Origin of the sequence: Sodalis sp. RH16 (assembly GCF_047324245.1) — a bacterium.
In the GTDB taxonomy this organism is placed as follows: Bacteria; Pseudomonadota; Gammaproteobacteria; order Enterobacterales; family Enterobacteriaceae; genus Acerihabitans; species Acerihabitans ligni.
On record NZ_CP178737.1, the window covers coordinates 1,529,916 to 1,547,021 of the forward strand.

Annotated in this window: 16 protein-coding genes; 13 read left to right on the forward strand and 3 right to left on the reverse strand. The window is 54.3% G+C overall.

Features of this window, described 5'->3' with window-relative positions:
• Nucleotides 1-15 precede the first annotated feature (15 nt).
• Nucleotides 16-513, reverse strand: a complete 498-nt coding sequence (tssB, locus tag ACL2XJ_RS06915; RefSeq protein WP_413726059.1) for a type VI secretion system contractile sheath small subunit — start codon at nucleotides 511-513, stop codon at nucleotides 16-18.
• Nucleotides 514-1,433: 920 nt separating this feature from the next.
• Nucleotides 1,434-1,649, reverse strand: coding sequence for a 50S ribosomal protein L31 (gene rpmE / locus ACL2XJ_RS06920; protein WP_132924342.1), 216 nt, complete (start codon nucleotides 1,647-1,649; stop codon nucleotides 1,434-1,436).
• A gap of 202 nt (nucleotides 1,650-1,851) precedes the next feature.
• Between rpmE and priA the strand changes: the two genes are divergently transcribed.
• From priA to rraA, 7 genes are all read left to right on the forward strand, one after another.
• Entirely contained in the window at nucleotides 1,852-4,047 is a 2,196-nt protein-coding gene (priA, locus tag ACL2XJ_RS06925; protein WP_132924340.1) for a primosomal protein N', read from the forward strand.
• A 236-nt stretch (nucleotides 4,048-4,283) separates the two neighbouring features.
• Nucleotides 4,284-5,318, forward strand: a complete 1,035-nt coding sequence (cytR, locus tag ACL2XJ_RS06930) for a DNA-binding transcriptional regulator CytR (RefSeq protein ID WP_413726060.1) — start codon at nucleotides 4,284-4,286, stop codon at nucleotides 5,316-5,318.
• A gap of 89 nt (nucleotides 5,319-5,407) precedes the next feature.
• A complete protein-coding gene (gene ftsN / locus ACL2XJ_RS06935) occupies nucleotides 5,408-6,397 on the forward strand; it encodes a cell division protein FtsN (protein WP_132924337.1) in 990 nt (329 codons plus the stop codon).
• An 85-nt stretch (nucleotides 6,398-6,482) separates the two neighbouring features.
• On the forward strand, nucleotides 6,483-7,037 hold the full coding sequence (hslV, locus tag ACL2XJ_RS06940) for an ATP-dependent protease subunit HslV (RefSeq protein WP_132924335.1): 555 nt from the start codon (nucleotides 6,483-6,485) through the stop codon (nucleotides 7,035-7,037).
• Nucleotides 7,025-8,356, forward strand: coding sequence for an HslU--HslV peptidase ATPase subunit (gene hslU, locus ACL2XJ_RS06945; protein ID WP_132924333.1), 1,332 nt, complete (start codon nucleotides 7,025-7,027; stop codon nucleotides 8,354-8,356). The genes hslV and hslU overlap by 13 nt, the downstream gene beginning before the upstream one ends.
• A gap of 91 nt (nucleotides 8,357-8,447) precedes the next feature.
• Nucleotides 8,448-9,365 (forward strand): 1,4-dihydroxy-2-naphthoate polyprenyltransferase, encoded by a 918-nt coding sequence (locus ACL2XJ_RS06950; protein ID WP_132924331.1) that lies wholly within the window; start codon nucleotides 8,448-8,450, stop codon nucleotides 9,363-9,365.
• Between the two features lie 112 nt (nucleotides 9,366-9,477).
• Nucleotides 9,478-9,963, forward strand: a complete 486-nt coding sequence (gene rraA / locus ACL2XJ_RS06955; protein WP_132924329.1) for a ribonuclease E activity regulator RraA — start codon at nucleotides 9,478-9,480, stop codon at nucleotides 9,961-9,963.
• Nucleotides 9,964-10,015: 52 nt separating this feature from the next.
• Here the strand turns inward: rraA and zapB are convergent, their stop codons facing one another.
• Entirely contained in the window at nucleotides 10,016-10,255 is a 240-nt protein-coding gene (zapB, locus tag ACL2XJ_RS06960) for a cell division protein ZapB (RefSeq protein WP_132924327.1), read from the reverse strand.
• Nucleotides 10,256-10,840: 585 nt separating this feature from the next.
• Here zapB and ACL2XJ_RS06965 point away from each other — a divergent pair.
• The 6 genes from ACL2XJ_RS06965 (at nucleotide 10,841) to tpiA (ending at nucleotide 16,904) form a co-directional block, all read left to right on the forward strand.
• Nucleotides 10,841-11,689 (forward strand): MIP/aquaporin family protein, encoded by an 849-nt coding sequence (locus ACL2XJ_RS06965; RefSeq protein ID WP_132924326.1) that lies wholly within the window; start codon nucleotides 10,841-10,843, stop codon nucleotides 11,687-11,689.
• Between the two features lie 74 nt (nucleotides 11,690-11,763).
• Nucleotides 11,764-13,284, forward strand: coding sequence for a glycerol kinase GlpK (gene glpK, locus ACL2XJ_RS06970; protein ID WP_132924324.1), 1,521 nt, complete (start codon nucleotides 11,764-11,766; stop codon nucleotides 13,282-13,284).
• Between the two features lie 143 nt (nucleotides 13,285-13,427).
• Nucleotides 13,428-14,438 (forward strand): class II fructose-bisphosphatase, encoded by a 1,011-nt coding sequence (glpX, locus tag ACL2XJ_RS06975; protein WP_132924322.1) that lies wholly within the window; start codon nucleotides 13,428-13,430, stop codon nucleotides 14,436-14,438.
• A 179-nt stretch (nucleotides 14,439-14,617) separates the two neighbouring features.
• Complete coding sequence (fpr, locus tag ACL2XJ_RS06980) at nucleotides 14,618-15,364, forward strand: ferredoxin--NADP(+) reductase (RefSeq protein ID WP_203524105.1); 747 nt, start codon at nucleotides 14,618-14,620, stop codon at nucleotides 15,362-15,364.
• Between the two features lie 53 nt (nucleotides 15,365-15,417).
• A complete protein-coding gene (locus tag ACL2XJ_RS06985) occupies nucleotides 15,418-16,011 on the forward strand; it encodes a DUF1454 family protein (RefSeq protein ID WP_132924319.1) in 594 nt (197 codons plus the stop codon).
• A gap of 125 nt (nucleotides 16,012-16,136) precedes the next feature.
• Nucleotides 16,137-16,904, forward strand: a complete 768-nt coding sequence (gene tpiA, locus ACL2XJ_RS06990) for a triose-phosphate isomerase (protein ID WP_132924317.1) — start codon at nucleotides 16,137-16,139, stop codon at nucleotides 16,902-16,904.
• Nucleotides 16,905-17,106: the final 202 nt, after the last annotated feature.

A 17,106-nucleotide genomic window follows, 5' to 3' on the forward strand; every position in this document is an offset into this window, starting at 1 on the left:
CTTTTCCGTGACGGATCAATTGACTGGCGGGACCAGGGCGGCCAAATCCATACGCAGTTCTTGGCTTAATGCCTCATCCTTCAGGATGTATTCCAATTCCCGGCGAAAAGCGGCGTTATCCAGCAAATTGGATTTAAGATCCCTCAGCAGGTTGCGCATCGCCAATAGGGCTCGCAGCTGCGGAATCTGGCGCGCCACCTGTTCAGGTTCAAAATCTTTCATATGCCGGAATGAGAGGGCTACCGCCGTCTCGGCATTATCGTCAGCCAGCGCGTCGGGCACGGAAATCGTCAGGTTTGGCTGTAAATCAGCCAGTACGCTGTTGAAATTATTTTTATCAATGGGCAGTTTGCTACGTTCGGACAACGGACGCTGTTCGCGGCCATTGCTATAGTCCCCCATAACCAAGAGCTTTAAGGGCAGTTCAACGTTTTTTCTGGCTCCGCCGGTATGGAGATCCAATTTTATATTGATTCGCGCTTTTGGTACTTCGTGTTGAAAACTGTCAGCCATAAACCAGCCTTATAAATTTATTGGAAAAGAAATTATCACACATTATTTACTTACCCGGGATGACCACAATTAAAGGAACCATACCGATATTTAAACTTAGAATAATTAAAATAAGACATATGACACCTCATTCATACATATCCATGTAAAACTATGATCGTGCCAGGTCGGAAATAATTTTTCCTTGGGGGAGGAGTACGCAGAGTATATAAAGCTCAGATGAAAAATATCAAGTGATAATAATCCCCCATAATAAACATGGAAACCTGTCTCATCTTGGATGAGAGCGAATAATTGCCGAATTCATATTAATCATCCGTCAGTTGGCGGGTTGATGCGTGAATGAGCATGCTTTTGATTGAGCTATTAATGAGATATCGGCCAGAACGGTTAAACACCTACAATTAATACCCTTGGGTTTCATCAACCAACGGCACTTTATTTTTTATCAATTACACGAAGAGATAATATTTAAAAAAAACATCAACAAATAGTAGATTCAAATAGCCAATCGTTGAGCATTTTCAGTTATGGGGTCAATAATTTCGTAAAACAACCTTCCGCTGCTATGGAAAATAGTACCGTCCATTTTCTGAAATATTATTCCTTTTGGGCAACAAGAATAGAAAGCCTACCATCACTGCCGGCAGAACTTCCGCTCAGAGTATTACTCAGACATTGAGGCAGAAGGCAGCAAAGGAATACGAACTGAGAATCCGGTTTTGTAATCAAAAATGAAGTACGGCACAAGGGGCAATGAATATCCGCGATACCGGGTCGCCTTTGAGTTATTAAGGCATAAAAAATACGGAACGGGTTGTTTTACCGGCAGTAAAAGCACAAAGCCCCGATCAATTGATCGGGGCTCTGTCAACCGGAAGCCTTCGTCCCATTGGGCGCAGGCTAATCCAGCGGGGATACTATTTCTTGGCGCCCGGAATACTGAAACGCTTGTTGAAGCGATCAACACGTCCGCCGGTATCAACAACACGTTGTTTACCGGTATAGAACGGATGGCATGCGCCGCAAACGTCCAGGGTCAGGTCGTGGCCCAGCGTGGAATGGGTCTTGATAACATTACCGCAAGAACAGGTTGCAGTAATTGCTACATATTTCGGATGGATATCTTTTTTCATGGAAAACCTCTTCATAAGGCCGCGTCGCTATCCGGTCTGCTTGCGCCGGACACCACGCGAAGGGAGTGTCGTTTCTCTGATATCGGATTATACCAAAGGCCGCGAATCATACAGAATGTCGCGGCCCTTTGCAAACACATCCGTGCATTGGAGTCGACACAGTGTACACTATCAGCGCTATTTTTTCTCCCGGGACTATCCGATGCCTGTTGTTCACGTTGCGTTACCGGTGCCATTGGCACGCACGTTTGATTACCTCTATCCCGACCATGCGCGTCCGGTTATCGGCGGGCGCGTTCGTGTACCCTTTGGACAGCGCAACGCCATCGGCATAGTCACGGGGTTAAGCGAAGGCAGTACACTGCCGCCGGACAAACTCAAGACCATTAACGAAGTGCTTGACGAGCGTTCGCTGTTTCCCGACAGTCTCTGGCGGATTCTCAATTGGGCTATCGGTTATTACCACTACCCTGCGGGAGAGGTCTTGTTCCATGCACTGCCGATTTTACTGCGCCAGGGCAAAGCCGCCGAAATGACGCCGTTATGGCAATGGTTCGCCACCGAGCAGGGGCGGGTCACTGCCCTGGATACCCTGAAGCGGGCGCCAAAGCAGCAGCAGGCGCTGGCGGCCCTATTGTCCGGTCCGCTCTATCGCCATGAGGTGGCGGAACACGCGCTGGCGGAGGGCGCGTTGCAGGCCTTGCGTGCCAAGGGATTAAGCGATCTGCGGGCCGCACGGGCGGACGGCGCCGACTGGCGCCGGGATTTTCGCGTGGAAGGTGAACGGCTGAGGCTGAATACCGAGCAGGCCACCGCGGTAGGGGCTATTCATGGCGATGACCAGCAGTTTGCCGTCTGGTTATTGGCGGGCGTGACCGGTTCGGGTAAAACCGAGGTTTACCTGACCGTACTGGAAAATATCCTGTCGAAAGGCAAACAGGCGCTGATCCTGGTGCCCGAAATCGGTTTGACGCCGCAAACCATCAGCCGCTTTCGCGAACGTTTCCATGCGCCGGTGGACGTGTTGCATTCCGGTTTGAATGACAGCGAGCGCCTCGCGGTCTGGCTCAAGGCCCGCAGCGGCGAAACGGCGATCGTTATCGGTACCCGTTCGGCGTTGTTTACCCCTTTTGCCCGGCTCGGTATCATCGTTATCGACGAAGAGCACGACAGTTCCTATAAACAGCATGAAGGCTGGCGCTACCATGCACGGGATTTGGCGGTATTTCGCGCCCGTGAGGAAAATATTCCCATCATTCTCGGTTCGGCCACGCCGGCCCTGGAATCCCTCTATAACGCCCAGCAAAAGAAATATCGCTATCTTACCCTTGGCAAACGCGCCGGCATTGCCAGGCCGGCCCACGAACAGCTCCAGGATTTGAAAGGCCTGGCGCTGACCAACGGCATGTCGCAACCGCTGTTGCATAAAATGCGGACCCATCTGGATGCCGGCAACCAGGTGATGTTATTTCTCAACCGGCGGGGATTCGCGCCGGCGTTGTTATGCCATGAATGCGGCTGGATTGCAGAATGTCCCCGCTGCGATCACTTTTATACGCTCCACCAGCAGCAGCGGCAGATGCGTTGCCATCATTGCGACAGCCAGCGGCCGATCCCAGACCAATGTCCCCAGTGCGGCTCAACCCAGTTGATACCCGTCGGCCTGGGCACCGAACAGCTTGAGGAGACGCTGGCTTCGCTCTTTCCCTCCACCCCCATTACCCGCATCGATCGCGATACCACCGCCCGCAAAGGCGCTCTGGAATTTCATCTTGCCCAGGTGCATCAGGGAGGAGCCCGAATTCTGATCGGCACGCAGATGCTGGCGAAAGGGCATCATTTTCGCGATGTCACCCTGGTTTCGCTGCTGGATGTGGACGGTGCGCTTTTTTCGGCGGACTTCCGCTCCGCGGAACGCTTCGCCCAGCTGTATACCCAGGTTGCCGGCCGGGCCGGACGGGCGGGTAAACAAGGTGAGGTTTTCCTGCAAACACACCATCCTGATCATCCGCTGTTGCAAGTCCTGCTGCATGACGGCTATATGGCTTTTGCGCAGCAAGCGCTGGCCGAACGGCAGGCCGTATCGTTACCGCCTTTTACCAGCCATATCCTGTTCCGGGCCGAAGATCTCGATAACCGGCAGGCCGCTCAGTTTCTAGAACGCCTGCGCCAGCTCCTTGATGCCAGTCCGTTGCGGGACGATGCGCTGTGGTTGATGGGGCCGATACCGGCGCTCCAGCCCAAACGCGGCGGGCGGTTTCGCTGGCAGCTACTGCTCCAGCACCCTTCCCGTGGACAGTTGCAACGATTGGTGGCCGCCAGCCTGCCCTTGGTAGACACGCTGACCCAGGCGCGAAAAGTCAAATGGTCGTTGGATGTGGATCCCATCGACATTTAACAGCGGTTTTTCATGCCGGATTTTTGTGATTGCCATTCGAATAATATTGAAAGATCCGACACCATCGGCCTTTTAAATACCCCAAGTCCCTCACAATCTGATAGAAAGGACAATATTCATTATTACGTGTTCTTTTAACAGCAACCCGTAACCGGGACGGTGCAACAATGCCCCGGCGACTGTAAATGGGATAGTAGGTTAATTCGTCAGCGTTAACCTGACGCCAGGAGATGAATGTGGAACTTAAAAGGCCTACCGTCGTGGCGACCATGAAGGATGTGGCGGAGAAGGCAGGGGTATCTACAGCCACTGTTTCCAGGGCATTGATGAATCCTGAAAAGGTTTCCGCCCAGACCCGGAAAAGAGTCCAGATTGCAGTACAATCTGTCGGTTACGATCCGCAACCCCTGGCCCGTCAGGTAAGGCGCAACGAAACCCGCAATTTATTGGTTATGGTGCCTGATATTTGCGACCCTTTTTTTTCCGAAATGTTGCGGGGAATTGAAGAAACCGCCGATGAGCAAGGGTATCTGGTCCTGATAGCCGATTGCGCGCACCAACATCCGGATAAAAAAAGCTTTAGCGATTTGATCATCGCCCGGCAAATCGATGGTATGTTGCTGCTGGGTTCCGTTCTGCCGTTCGCCATTGATAAAACTCAGCAGCAGAATTTACCGCCGATGGTCATGGCAAATGAATTTGTCCCCGAGCTTGAGTTGGCCACCGTACATATCGATAATCTTACCGCGGCCTATGAAGCGGCGGATTATCTGTTTAAACTCGGCCACCGGCGGATCGGCTGTATCAGCGGGCCGGCGGACCTGACATTGTGCCAATATCGGGTGCAGGGATTTATCCAGGCGCTGCGCCGCCACGGCATTCCGGCGGGCGAACATATGGTTTACCGGGGCGATATCAGTTTTCAGACCGGCGCGGCGGGGCTTAATGCATTAATATCGCAAACCAATCCGCCAACTGCTATCTTTTGTCACAGTGATATCATTGCGTTCGGCGCTTTGTCGCAGGCAAGGAAAATCGGCTTGAGCGTACCGAATGATTTGTCTCTGATAGGATTTGATGATATTACGCTGGCAAACTATTGCGATCCGCCGTTGACCACCGTGGCGCAGCCGAGTTTTCAGATCGGGCGGGAAGCGACGCTGTTGCTTTTGCAGCAGGTCAGGCAGCATCAGATGACGAATACCTCTTTGCTGCTGGACAGTAAATTGATCGTCCGGGGCAGCACCGCGGCGCCCTGTATAAAAACATGACGGGCTTTAGGAATACAGGCGCTAGTCAAATAATATTGCCTTCAGTAACATGACGGGCTGGTTACTTTCTTAAACTTAGCGAAATAATAGTGGCACAAAGAGACTATGTAAGCCGTGGAAGGACCAATACGCGGCGCAGAAAACCAAACAGTCGAAAAAAGCGCACGTCTTCCGGCATTTCAAAAACCATGATCGCTCTGGCGGTTGCCGTATTGATAACGTTTATCGGCGGTCTCTATTTTATTGCACACAATAAAACGGAAGAGGCGGTAATTTTACCAAGCCACGGCAATCACACCAATAACGGACTGCCGCCGAAACCCGAGGAGCGCTGGCGTTATATCAAAGAGCTTGAAAACCGGCAGATTGGCGTACAGTCCCCTACCGAACCTACCGCCGGCGGAGAAGTGCAATCGCCGGCGCAATTGACCGATGAACAGCGTCAGTTGCTTGAGCAAATGCAGGCGGATATGCGCCAGCAGCCCACTCATCTAAACGAAGTGCCTTATAACGATCAAACGAGGAACGCCGCGGCCAACACCGGCCGGTCCCCGGCGAACCCGTTCACGGCGCAGCCATTGCCGCGCCAGGCGCCTTCCGTCACGCAGACCACGCCCCGCCAGGCGGCGCCCGTTACGGCACAGCCCCGTCAGACGCCTTCCACGACCCTGGTCGCTCCACGCGAGGTTGCGCCCGCCGCCTCGCAGCCGCGCAAGACGCAGTCCGTCGCCGAGCAACCGCGCCAGGCGCCGATTACCGCCATCACCCAGCCTCGTCAGGCCGAGCCGTCGGCGCAGGCTTCACCAGCGCCGAAAGCCGAAGCCAAAACCGACAGCGCGGCGAAGGAAAAGTCCCAGCGCTGGGTAATACAGTGCGGATCCTATAAGGTCATGGATCAGGCCGAATCCGTCCGCGCCCAACTGGCGTTCGGCGGCGTTGAAAGCCGTATCACCACCAGCGGCGGCTGGAACCGCGTGATGTTGGGCCCCTATCCCAACCGCGCCAGCGCCGATAAATCGTTACAAAATCTCCGCGGCTCAGGGGTACCAAATTGTATCCCTATTGCCAGCGGGGGTTGAAAAAAGCCAATCCCGCCCCATTTATAATTTCAAATGCCCCGGATGAATGCCGGGGCTTCATTCTATCTCTACCGGAGAGTTGCTCGTGACAACAATCGTAAGCGTACGCCGCAACGGCCATGTGGTAATTGGTGGCGATGGCCAGGCCACTCTGGGAAATACTGTAATGAAGGGCAATGTAATCAAAGTCCGGCGCTTGCATAATGAACAGGTGCTCGCGGGCTTTGCCGGCGGCACTGCCGATGCCTTCACACTATTTGAATTATTTGAGCGTAAATTGGATCAGCATCAAGGCCATCTTTTGAAGGCCGCCGTGGAGCTGGCCAAGGATTGGCGTACCGATCGGATGCTGCGCAAGCTGGAAGCGCTGCTGGCGGTAGCGGATAAAAAGAATTCCCTTATCATCACCGGCAATGGCGATGTGATTCAGCCGGAAAACGACCTGATTGCCATCGGTTCCGGCGGGCCTTATGCTCAGGCAGCCGCGCGGGCATTGCTGGAAAATACTGAATTGGGCGCACGAGATATCGTCGAGAAAGCGTTGAGTATCGCCGGGGATATCTGTATTTATACCAATCAGTTCCATACTATTGAAGAATTAACGTACGAAGCGCAAGGATCCGAAATATGTCCGAAATGACCCCACGCGAAATCGTCAGCGAACTCGACGGCTATATCATAGGCCAGCATAATGCGAAACGGGCAGTGGCCATCGCATTACGCAATCGCTGGCGCCGCATGCAACTGGACGAAGCATTGCGCCATGAAGTCACGCCGAAAAATATTTTAATGATCGGCCCCACCGGCGTCGGCAAAACGGAAATTGCCCGCCGCCTCGCAAAACTGGCCAATGCGCCTTTTATCAAGGTTGAAGCGACCAAATTCACCGAAGTAGGCTACGTCGGCAAGGAAGTGGATTCCATTATCCGCGATCTCACCGATGCCGCCGTCAAGATGGTACGTTTGCAATCCATGGATAAGAATCGCCACCGCGCCGAAGAACTGGCGGAAGAGCGGGTGCTTGACGTCCTGATCCCGCCGGCTAAAAACAACTGGGGCCAGCCGGAAGAAACGGCTGAACCTTCGGCTGCCCGGCAGAATTTCCGCAAAAAACTGCGTGAAGGGGAACTGGACGACAAAGAAATAGAAATCAATCTGGCTGCCGCGCCAATGGGTGTCGAAATCATGGCTCCTCCGGGCATGGAAGAGATGACCAATCAGCTGCAATCGATGTTTAAAAATCTGGCCGGACAGAAACAAAAACCGCGCAAGATTAAAATCAAGGAAGCGTTAAAGCTTCTGGTGGAAGAAGAAGCGGCCAAACTGGTAAATCCGGAAGAGCTGAAAGAGACGGCCATTGAAGCCGTCGAGCAGCACGGGATCGTGTTCATCGATGAGATTGATAAAATCTGTAAACGCGGCGAAACCTCCGGCCCGGACGTTTCACGGGAAGGGGTGCAGCGGGATTTGTTGCCGCTGGTGGAAGGCTGCACCGTTTCCACCAAGCACGGCATGGTGAAAACCGATCATATTCTGTTTATCGCCTCCGGCGCGTTCCAGGTCTCCAAACCGTCCGATCTGATTCCGGAATTACAGGGCCGCTTGCCCATCCGGGTTGAACTGGAAGCCCTGACCACCAATGATTTCGAACGCATCCTGACCGAGCCCAGCGCGTCGCTGACTATTCAGTACAAAGCGCTGATGGCTACCGAAGGGGTGGATATCGAATTCACCAGCGACGGCATCCGCCGCATCGCGGAAGCGGCTTGGCAGGTCAATGAGCGTACCGAAAATATCGGTGCCCGCCGGTTGCATACCGTCCTTGAACGGCTTATGGAAGATATTTCATATGATGCCAGTGAATGGGATGGTAAAACTATTACAATTGATGCAGATTATGTTCGTAGCCATTTGGATGAGCTAATATCTGATGAAGATTTAAGCCGGTTTATCCTCTAAACGCTAAGGGATAAATGACATCCGAAACGGGAGGCTACGGTCTCCTTTTTTTTTTACCAGAACCGGGTATTCACACAAAGATCCGTTAACTATGAGCCAAACCGTCACGTTAAGCCCCACCAAAGCCTGGATGGTCAGCCTGCGCCTGCGTACCCTGCCGCTGGCGTTGGCTTCCATTGTTACCGGTTCGGCTATGGCCGGCTGGCAAGGTCATTTCAAACCCGTTATTGCCCTGATGGCGCTGATAACGGCCGCGTTGCTGCAGATTTTATCCAATCTGGCCAATGACTACGGCGACGCGATTAAAGGCAGTGACGAAAAAGGCCGTATCGGGCCGCTGCGCGGGATGCAATTGGGCATTATTACCCGTGAACAAATGAGGGTCGCCCTGATGGCGGCCATTTTCCTGTCGCTATTATCCGGGGCGGTCTTGATCTGGATCGCCTGTGAAAAACCCGCCGATATTCTGGGCTTTCTGGTCTTGGGGGTATTGTCGGTTATCGCCGCCATCACCTATACCATGGGCACCCGCCCTTACGGCTATATGGGCCTTGGCGATTTGTCCGTGCTGATCTTTTTCGGCTGGCTCAGCGTCGGCGGCAGCTATTATCTGCAAACCGGCGCTTTTCACAGCGTGGTGATGTTGCCCGCCACCGCCTGCGGGCTATTAGCCGCGGCGGTATTGAATATCAATAACCTGCGCGATATTGAGAGCGATCGTCTCAACGGCAAAAATACCCTCGCGGTAAGGCTCGGCCCGACGCGGGCACGTTATTATCACGTCGCGCTGCTCACCGGCGCGGTGTTTTGTCTGGCAATTTTTACCCTGCTTGAACTGCATAACCTGGTGGGCTGGCTGTTTGTTTTGACCGTGCCCGCATTATATATGCAAGCACGCTATGTTTTACATGAAACCAGCCCGTCAGGCATCCGTCCGATGCTGGAAAAAACCGTCAAATGTGCATTATTAATCAATATCTTATTCGCAGTCGGCCTGCTGTTTAGCTAAACATGCGTCGTTCATTTTTCTGATGCGTATCAACTTAACAATTGATGATTTTGGCAACTGTCGTAAGAAAGCGATATACTTTGGGCTCCAGCGGCAAACCGACGTAAATCCTATGAAATACGATACCTCAGAACTGTGCGACATTTATCATGAAGACGTGAATGTTGTTGAACCTCTTTTCAGTAATTTTGGCGGGAGGACATCGTTTGGCGGGCAAATCATTACCGTGAAATGCTTCGAGGATAATGGTTTGTTATACGATGTGCTCGAGGAAAACGGGCTTGGCCGGGTGCTGGTTGTGGATGGCGGCGGTTCGGTCCGTCGGGCCCTGATCAATGCCGAGCTGGGTAACCTGGCGATGCAGAATCAATGGGAAGGTATCGTGGTTTATGGCGCGGTGCGCCAGGTGGATGATCTGGAAGAACTGGATCTGGGCATACAAGCCATGGCCGCCACGCCGGCGGGCGCCGCAAGCGAAGGTATCGGTGAAAGCGACATACGGGTCAATTTCGGCGGAGTGACCTTTTTCTCCGGCGATCATCTTTATGCCGACAATACCGGTATCATCCTGTCGGAAGACGCTCTCGACCTGGAATAACCGCTGCGGGTAACCAAAGGGCGGTTCGCCGTCGCCCTTTGGATCAAGGTTGTTACACCTCTTCCATTTTGCTGAGCAATGCGCGTAAACGCTCTTGCCATACACCCTGTTCCTGCTTCAGTTGTTCGTTTTCGTTAATCAACGATTCACGATTGCCGGCCGCTTGTTGGATTTCCTGCGTCAGGCTGTTGTTTTTCTCTTTTAATTCTTCAATTTCCATTTGTAAAAGCGTGATGGTATCAATTGCTTGCTGTACCTTCGCTTCCAACTTCTCAAATACTTCAAAAGCCATTTCAGCCCCCTTAAGCCTGCAAGGTGTCATCGTAAATTTGCGTTATACCCGTCATACTTCAAGCTGCAGGGATGTTGGCTTTCCTGCAACTCCAATTATTTAGGATATACACTTCTTATGTGCAACCAATGAAAATATCCGCACCATGCGCCGTGCACCATGGCCGGCGTGTGTAAAAATAACGTTGGTGCTGAAAGTCCGAAGAACGGATTTTATGTAGGCCCGTCCCCGCTGTCCAGCCGCGATCGTTCAAAAGATCGAATGCGTCCGACATTGTACGCTATACCACCCCAACGCCGCTGAAAGATTTACCTCCCTTTACTAAAATTTCCCCGTATTTTTAACATTAATATTTGAACTCCGGGTAGTCAAAATCAGCCTGTATTGGTGCTTTTCTAACACCTATTACGCGTATTCGCTCATTTTTATGACGCGCTGCACACATTTTGATTTCGATATTTCTCGTTTTCGCTCATTAACGATAAATTTACAAGATGCCTACATTTGCTTCTAGGTTAAAACATTTCCGGTACGCAGAGGCCGCCCTTTGCTAAGACCTCAACTTAACGCCAGCAGGAAAAGTCTATGAGCCAATTAAAAACGCCTACGCTAACAGGCCAGTGCATCGCAGAATTTCTTGGAACAGCTCTGTTAATCTTCTTCGGCGTCGGCTGTGTCGCCGCGCTGAAGCTGGCGGGAGCCAGCTTAGGACAATGGGAAATCAGCATCATCTGGGGGCTCGGCGTCGCCATGGCGGTGTATCTCACCGCCGCGGTGTCCGGCGCCCACCTCAGTCCGGCGGTCTCCATCGCCTTGTGGTTATTCGGCAATTTTGAACGCCGTAAACTGCTGCCCTACATTATCTCGCAAATGCTCGGCGCCTTTATCGGCGCGGCGGTGGTCTATTTCCTTTATTACAACCTGTTTTTTGATTTCGAACAGGCCCACCATATGGTGCGGGGAAGCGTGGAAAGCCTGCAGCTCGCCGGCATTTTTTCCACCTATCCCAATGCGCACATCACCGTGATACAGGCATTCTTTGTGGAAACGGTTATCGCCGCCATTCTGCTGTGCCTGATCCTGGCGCTGACCGATGACGGCAACGGCATCCCCCGCGGCCCGCTGGCGCCGCTGCTCATCGGCCTGCTCATTGCGGTGATTGGCGCATCCATGGGACCGCTGACCGGCTTCGCCCTCAACCCGGCCCGTGATTTCGGACCCAAGGTATTTGCCTATCTGGCCGGCTGGGGCAAAGTGGCCTTTACCGGCGGACGCGATATTCCCTATTTCCTGGTTCCGCTGATTGCGCCGGTGGTGGGCGCCTGCCTTGGGGCGTTCGGCTACCGTGCGCTTATCGGCCCCTATCTGCCTTCCGCCGTAAACGAAGATGGCCTGGAAGAGACGCACCGCGCCGCCAGCGAGCATAAAGCATAATGACCGCCATGATCCGCGATGGAAATGGCAAGCCTTATACGCCATTAGAACGACAACTTTTGCAGGAAAACATCATGCCATCTGAAAAAAAATACATTGTAGCCCTCGACCAGGGCACCACCAGTTCCCGGGCGATTGTTCTCGACCACGAGGCTAATATCGTCAGCGTTTCGCAGCGCGAATTCACCCAAATTTATCCCAAGCCCGGCTGGGTGGAGCATGACCCGATGGAAATCTGGGCGTCGCAAAGCTCAACCCTGGTGGAGGTCCTGGCCAAGGCCGATATCAGCTCCGACCAGGTTGCCGGCATCGGCATCACCAACCAGCGTGAAACGGCGGTGGTGTGGGACAAAGAAACCGGGAAACCGGTGTACAACGCCATTGTCTGGCAATGCCGCCGCACCGCCGATATCTGCGAAAAACTGAAAAACGACGGGCTGGAAGAGTATGTCCGTGAAACCACCGGGCTGGTTATCGACCCCTATTTCTCCGGCACCAAGGTCAAATGGATCCTGGATAACGTCGAGGGCGCCAGGGAACGGGCCAGGCGCGGCGAGCTGCTGTTCGGCACCATTGATACCTGGCTGATTTGGCGCATGACCCAGGGCCGGGTGCATGTGACCGACTATACCAACGCTTCCCGCACCATGCTGTTCAATATCCATGCCCTGGACTGGGATGAGAAAATGCTGGATGTGCTGGATATCCCGCGCTCCATGCTGCCGACGGTGCGCTCCTCTTCGGAGGTCTACGGCCAGACCAATATCGGCGGTAAAGGAGGGACCCGTATTCCCATCGCCGGCATCGCCGGCGACCAGCAGGCCGCGCTGTACGGCCAGCTGTGCGTCGAGAAGGGCATGGCCAAGAATACCTACGGCACCGGCTGCTTCCTGCTGATGAATACCGGCACCGAAGCGGTACGGTCGAAACACGGCCTGCTGACCACCATCGCCTGCGGCCCGCGCGGCGAGGTGAACTATGCGCTGGAAGGGGCGGTGTTCGTCGCCGGCGCGGCCATCCAGTGGCTGCGCGATGAAATGAAGCTTATCAGCGACGCCGCCGACAGCGATTATTTCGCCTGCAAGGTAAAAGACACCAACGGCGTCTACGTGGTGCCGGCCTTTACCGGCCTGGGGGCCCCCTACTGGGACCCCTATGCGCGCGGGGCCATCTTCGGCATCACCCGCGGCGTCAACGCCAACCATATTATCCGCGCGACGCTTGAGTCCATCGCGTTCCAGACCCGGGATTTGCTGGATGCCATGCAGGGGGATTCCGGCGCCCGGCTGAAGTCGCTGCGGGTGGACGGCGGCGCGGTGGCGAATAACTTCCTGATGCAATTCCAGTCGGATATCCTGGGCACCCGGGTGGAGCGGCCGGAAGTGCGGGAAGTGACCGCGCTGGGGGCGGCCTACCTGGCCGGGCTGGCGGTGGGCTTCTGGAACGATCTGGACGAGGTGAGGAGCAAATCGGTTATCGAGCGGGAATTCCACCCCGGCATTGAAACCGTGGAGCGCAATGTGCGCTACAGTGGCTGGCAGAAGGCCGTGGCGCGCGCCCGCTCGTGGGAAGAGCATGAAGAACAGAAGGACTGAGGCATATGGCCCATTCAATGAATGGGCCTTATTTTTTCGGACAAATCATAGATTCGGGCAAATCATAGACCACCCGGAAAGCGTGACGAATGTGATAAACTTTGCAGCAAACTTCAATTTAAGTTGCGACGCAAGGTTTAGTCATGAAACGTGAATTAGCCATTGAATTTTCCAGGGTAACGGAAGCCGCCGCGCTGGCGGGCTATTGCTGGCTGGGCCGCGGCGATAAAAATGCCGCCGACAACGCCGCGGTCCAGGCCATGCGCATCATGCTCAATCAGGTGGACATCGATGGCCGTATAGTGATCGGCGAAGGGGAAATCGATGAAGCGCCGATGCTCTATATCGGCGAAGCGGTGGGCACGGGCCGGGGCGATTCGGTGGATATCGCGGTGGATCCCATCGAAGGAACCCGCATGACGGCGATGGGCCAACCCAATGCCTTGACCGTGATGGCGGTGGGGGAAAAAGACAGCTTTTTACATGCTCCCGATATGTATATGGAAAAAATAGCGGTGGGACCGGCGGCCAAAGGCGTTATCGACCTCGAGTCGCCCCTGGATGAGAATCTGCGCAACGTTGCCCGCAAACTGGGTAAACCATTGTCGCAGCTTACGGTCATCATCCTGGCCAAACCCCGCCACGAACAAATTATCGCCGAACTGCAGCAATTGGGCGTACGGGTGTTTGCCATTCCTGACGGCGACGTGGCGGCGTCCCTGCTCACCTGCATGCCGGACAGTGAAGTGGATGTCATGTACGGCATCGGCGGCGCGCCGGAAGGGGTGATTTCCGCGGCGGCAATCCGCGCCATGGACGGCGATATGCAGGGCCGCCTGCTGCCCCGCCATCAGGTCAAAGGCAACAGTGAAATAAACCTGCGCATCGGCGCCGATGAACTGGCCCGCTGCGCGGCCATGGGTATCGCCGCCAATACCGTGCTGCGGCTCAATGACATGGCGCGTAACGACAATGTGGTCTTTTCCGCCACCGGCATCACCAAAGGGGATTTGCTGAACGGCATTACCCGCAAAGGTCTGCTCGCCACCACGGACACCCTGCTGATTCGCGGCAACAGTCGGACGATCCGGCGCATTTCTTCCACCCATTATCTCGATCGTAAAGATCCCGCCCTGCATCCGTTTATCCTTTAGCGCCGTTGATGGCGTCTTTCGAATGCAACTTTTTCTTAACAAGAACCGACAGCCGGGCTGGATGCAATACCGAAATTAACTGATAATGGCGCCATCGCCTTTATCAAAAGCCGCTGTGACAGAGTGGAATATAATTTGCCGGTCAGATTATTTATTGAAAGACCAAGGGGAAATGCACTATGGCTGAATGGGTTAATGGGGAAATCATACATGTTGAGCACTGGACGGAAAGTCTTTTCAGCCTGTATGTCCGCGCGCCGGTGGACGCTTTCACCGCGGGCCAGTTTGCCAAACTCGGCCTGGAGATCAACGGCGAACGCGTCCAGCGCGCCTATTCGTATGTGAATGCGCCGAATAACCCCAATCTAGAATTTTATCTGGTGACGGTACCGGAAGGAAAGCTCAGTCCGCCGCTGCATGCCATGCAACCGGGCGACCAACTGATGGTTACCAAAGAAGCCGCCGGTTTCTTTGTCCTTGACGAAATTCCCCCCTGTGAAACGCTGTGGATGTTGGCCACCGGCACGGCGTTGGGCCCGTTTCTGTCTATTTTGCAATTTGGAGAAGGGCTGGAGCGCTTTAAAGATATTGTCCTGGTGCATGCGGCGCGCTATGCCCGCGATCTCAGTTACCTGCCGTTGATGCTTGAACTGCAGCAGCGCTATAGCGGCAAACTGCATATTCAGACCGTGGTCAGCCGGGAAACGGTGCCCGGTTCACTCACCGGCCGTGTCCCGGCGCTGATCGCCGACGGTTCGTTGGAACAAGCGGTAGGAGTGGCACTGAGCGCGGAAAACGGCCATGTCATGCTCTGCGGTAATCCGCAAATGGTGCGGGATACTCAGCAATTATTGAAAGAAACGCGCGAAATGCGCAAACACCTGCGGCGCAAGCCGGGTCATATCACCAGCGAGCATTACTGGTAACCGGTGAGACTCGGTCTGATGGGTATCGCATAGGGTGGTTAACGGGGTGATAAATGGATAGGAACCGGTTCATCCGCTTCGCCGCCGCCAGTCTGCTGCTGGGCGTTGCCTGGACACATGTTCTGGCCGCCGATACCTCCGCCGCGGCAACGCCGGTGGCGCCATACCTGTTGGCCGGCGCACCGACGTTCGATTTAACCATCGTTAAATTTCGTGAAAGATATAACGACCATAACCCCAACTTACCTATCGGTGAATTTCGATCCATTGATAACCGAAACGATCTTATCAACCTGACCCGCGCCGCCAGCAAGATCAACAGCACTCTCTACGCATCCACCGCCCTGGAAAAGGGCAGCGGTAAAATAAAAACGCTGCAGATTACCTACCTGCCGGTGGTAGGCGGCGGCGAAAAAGCCGCCCGCGCCACCGCCGTCAATTATATGGCCGCGCTGGTGCGCGAGTTTGAACCCGGCTTAACGGTGGAGCAAAGCACGGCCCGGGTCATGGATTTATTGGCCAAAGGCCGGGGCGCCCATTTTTTTCAGCAATCCTGGGGGCCGTTACGCTATGTGGTGGCGGATGATGGCGATAAGGGCCTTACTTTTGCCGTCGAGCCCGTTAAACTCGCTTTAGCCGAGCCTTGATCCCCCTGCGTTTGATGACAAAAAACAAAGCCACCACAGCATTAAATCTCTATACTATGGGTCAGGTAAGAGTGCCTTACGGCAATCAATTTTCGCTTCGCGTTCCTGATTGGAGATTATAAAAAATGCGACATCCGTTAGTGATGGGTAACTGGAAACTGAATGGTAGCAAACATTTGGTGAACGATCTGATTACTGCCCTACGCAGTGAACTGAGTGGCGTCGTCGGCTGTGATGTGGCTATTGCGCCGCCGGTCATGTATCTGGATCAAGCCAAACACCAGCTTGCCGGCAGCCGCCTGGCATTGGGTGCCCAAAACGTCGACGTTAATCTGTCCGGCGCCTTTACCGGTGAAGTTTCCGCCGCCATGCTGAAAGACATCGGCGCCAAATACATCATCATCGGCCATTCCGAACGCCGAACCTACCATAAAGAAAGCGATGAGCTGATCGCGAAGAAATTTGCGGTACTGAAAGACGCCGGACTGATTCCGGTGCTTTGTATCGGTGAAAGCGAAGCTGAAAACGAAGCCGGGCAAACCGAAGCGGTATGCGCCCGTCAACTGGACGCCGTATTGACCACCCTGGGTGCCGGCGCGTTTGAAAACGCAGTGATCGCCTATGAACCCATTTGGGCCATCGGCACCGGCAAATCCGCCACCCCGGCACAGGCGCAAGCGGTGCATAAATTCATCCGCGACCATATCGCCAAACAGGACGCCGCGGTCGCCGAACAGGTTATTCTTCAGTACGGCGGCTCGGTTAACGCCGGCAACGCCGCTGAACTGTTCACCCAGCCGGATATCGACGGCGCGCTGGTGGGCGGCGCTTCACTGAAAGCCGATGCATTTGCCGTTATCGTTAAAGCCGCGGCACAAGCCAAACAGGCCTGATACTGAATCAAGACGAAAACGGGAACAGATGTTCCCGTTTTTTTTTTGCGCAATACCCAGCCATGAACAGTGCGAGAACATGCAACGGCCGGGTCGCATCGGCGAAAACTGATGACATCATGGCACGACCCGCGATCGCCGGAGGTTACACCGAGCGTGTAAAAGGGAGACCGTGCTGATGGGGTCGAAGCGGGCGTGGTTT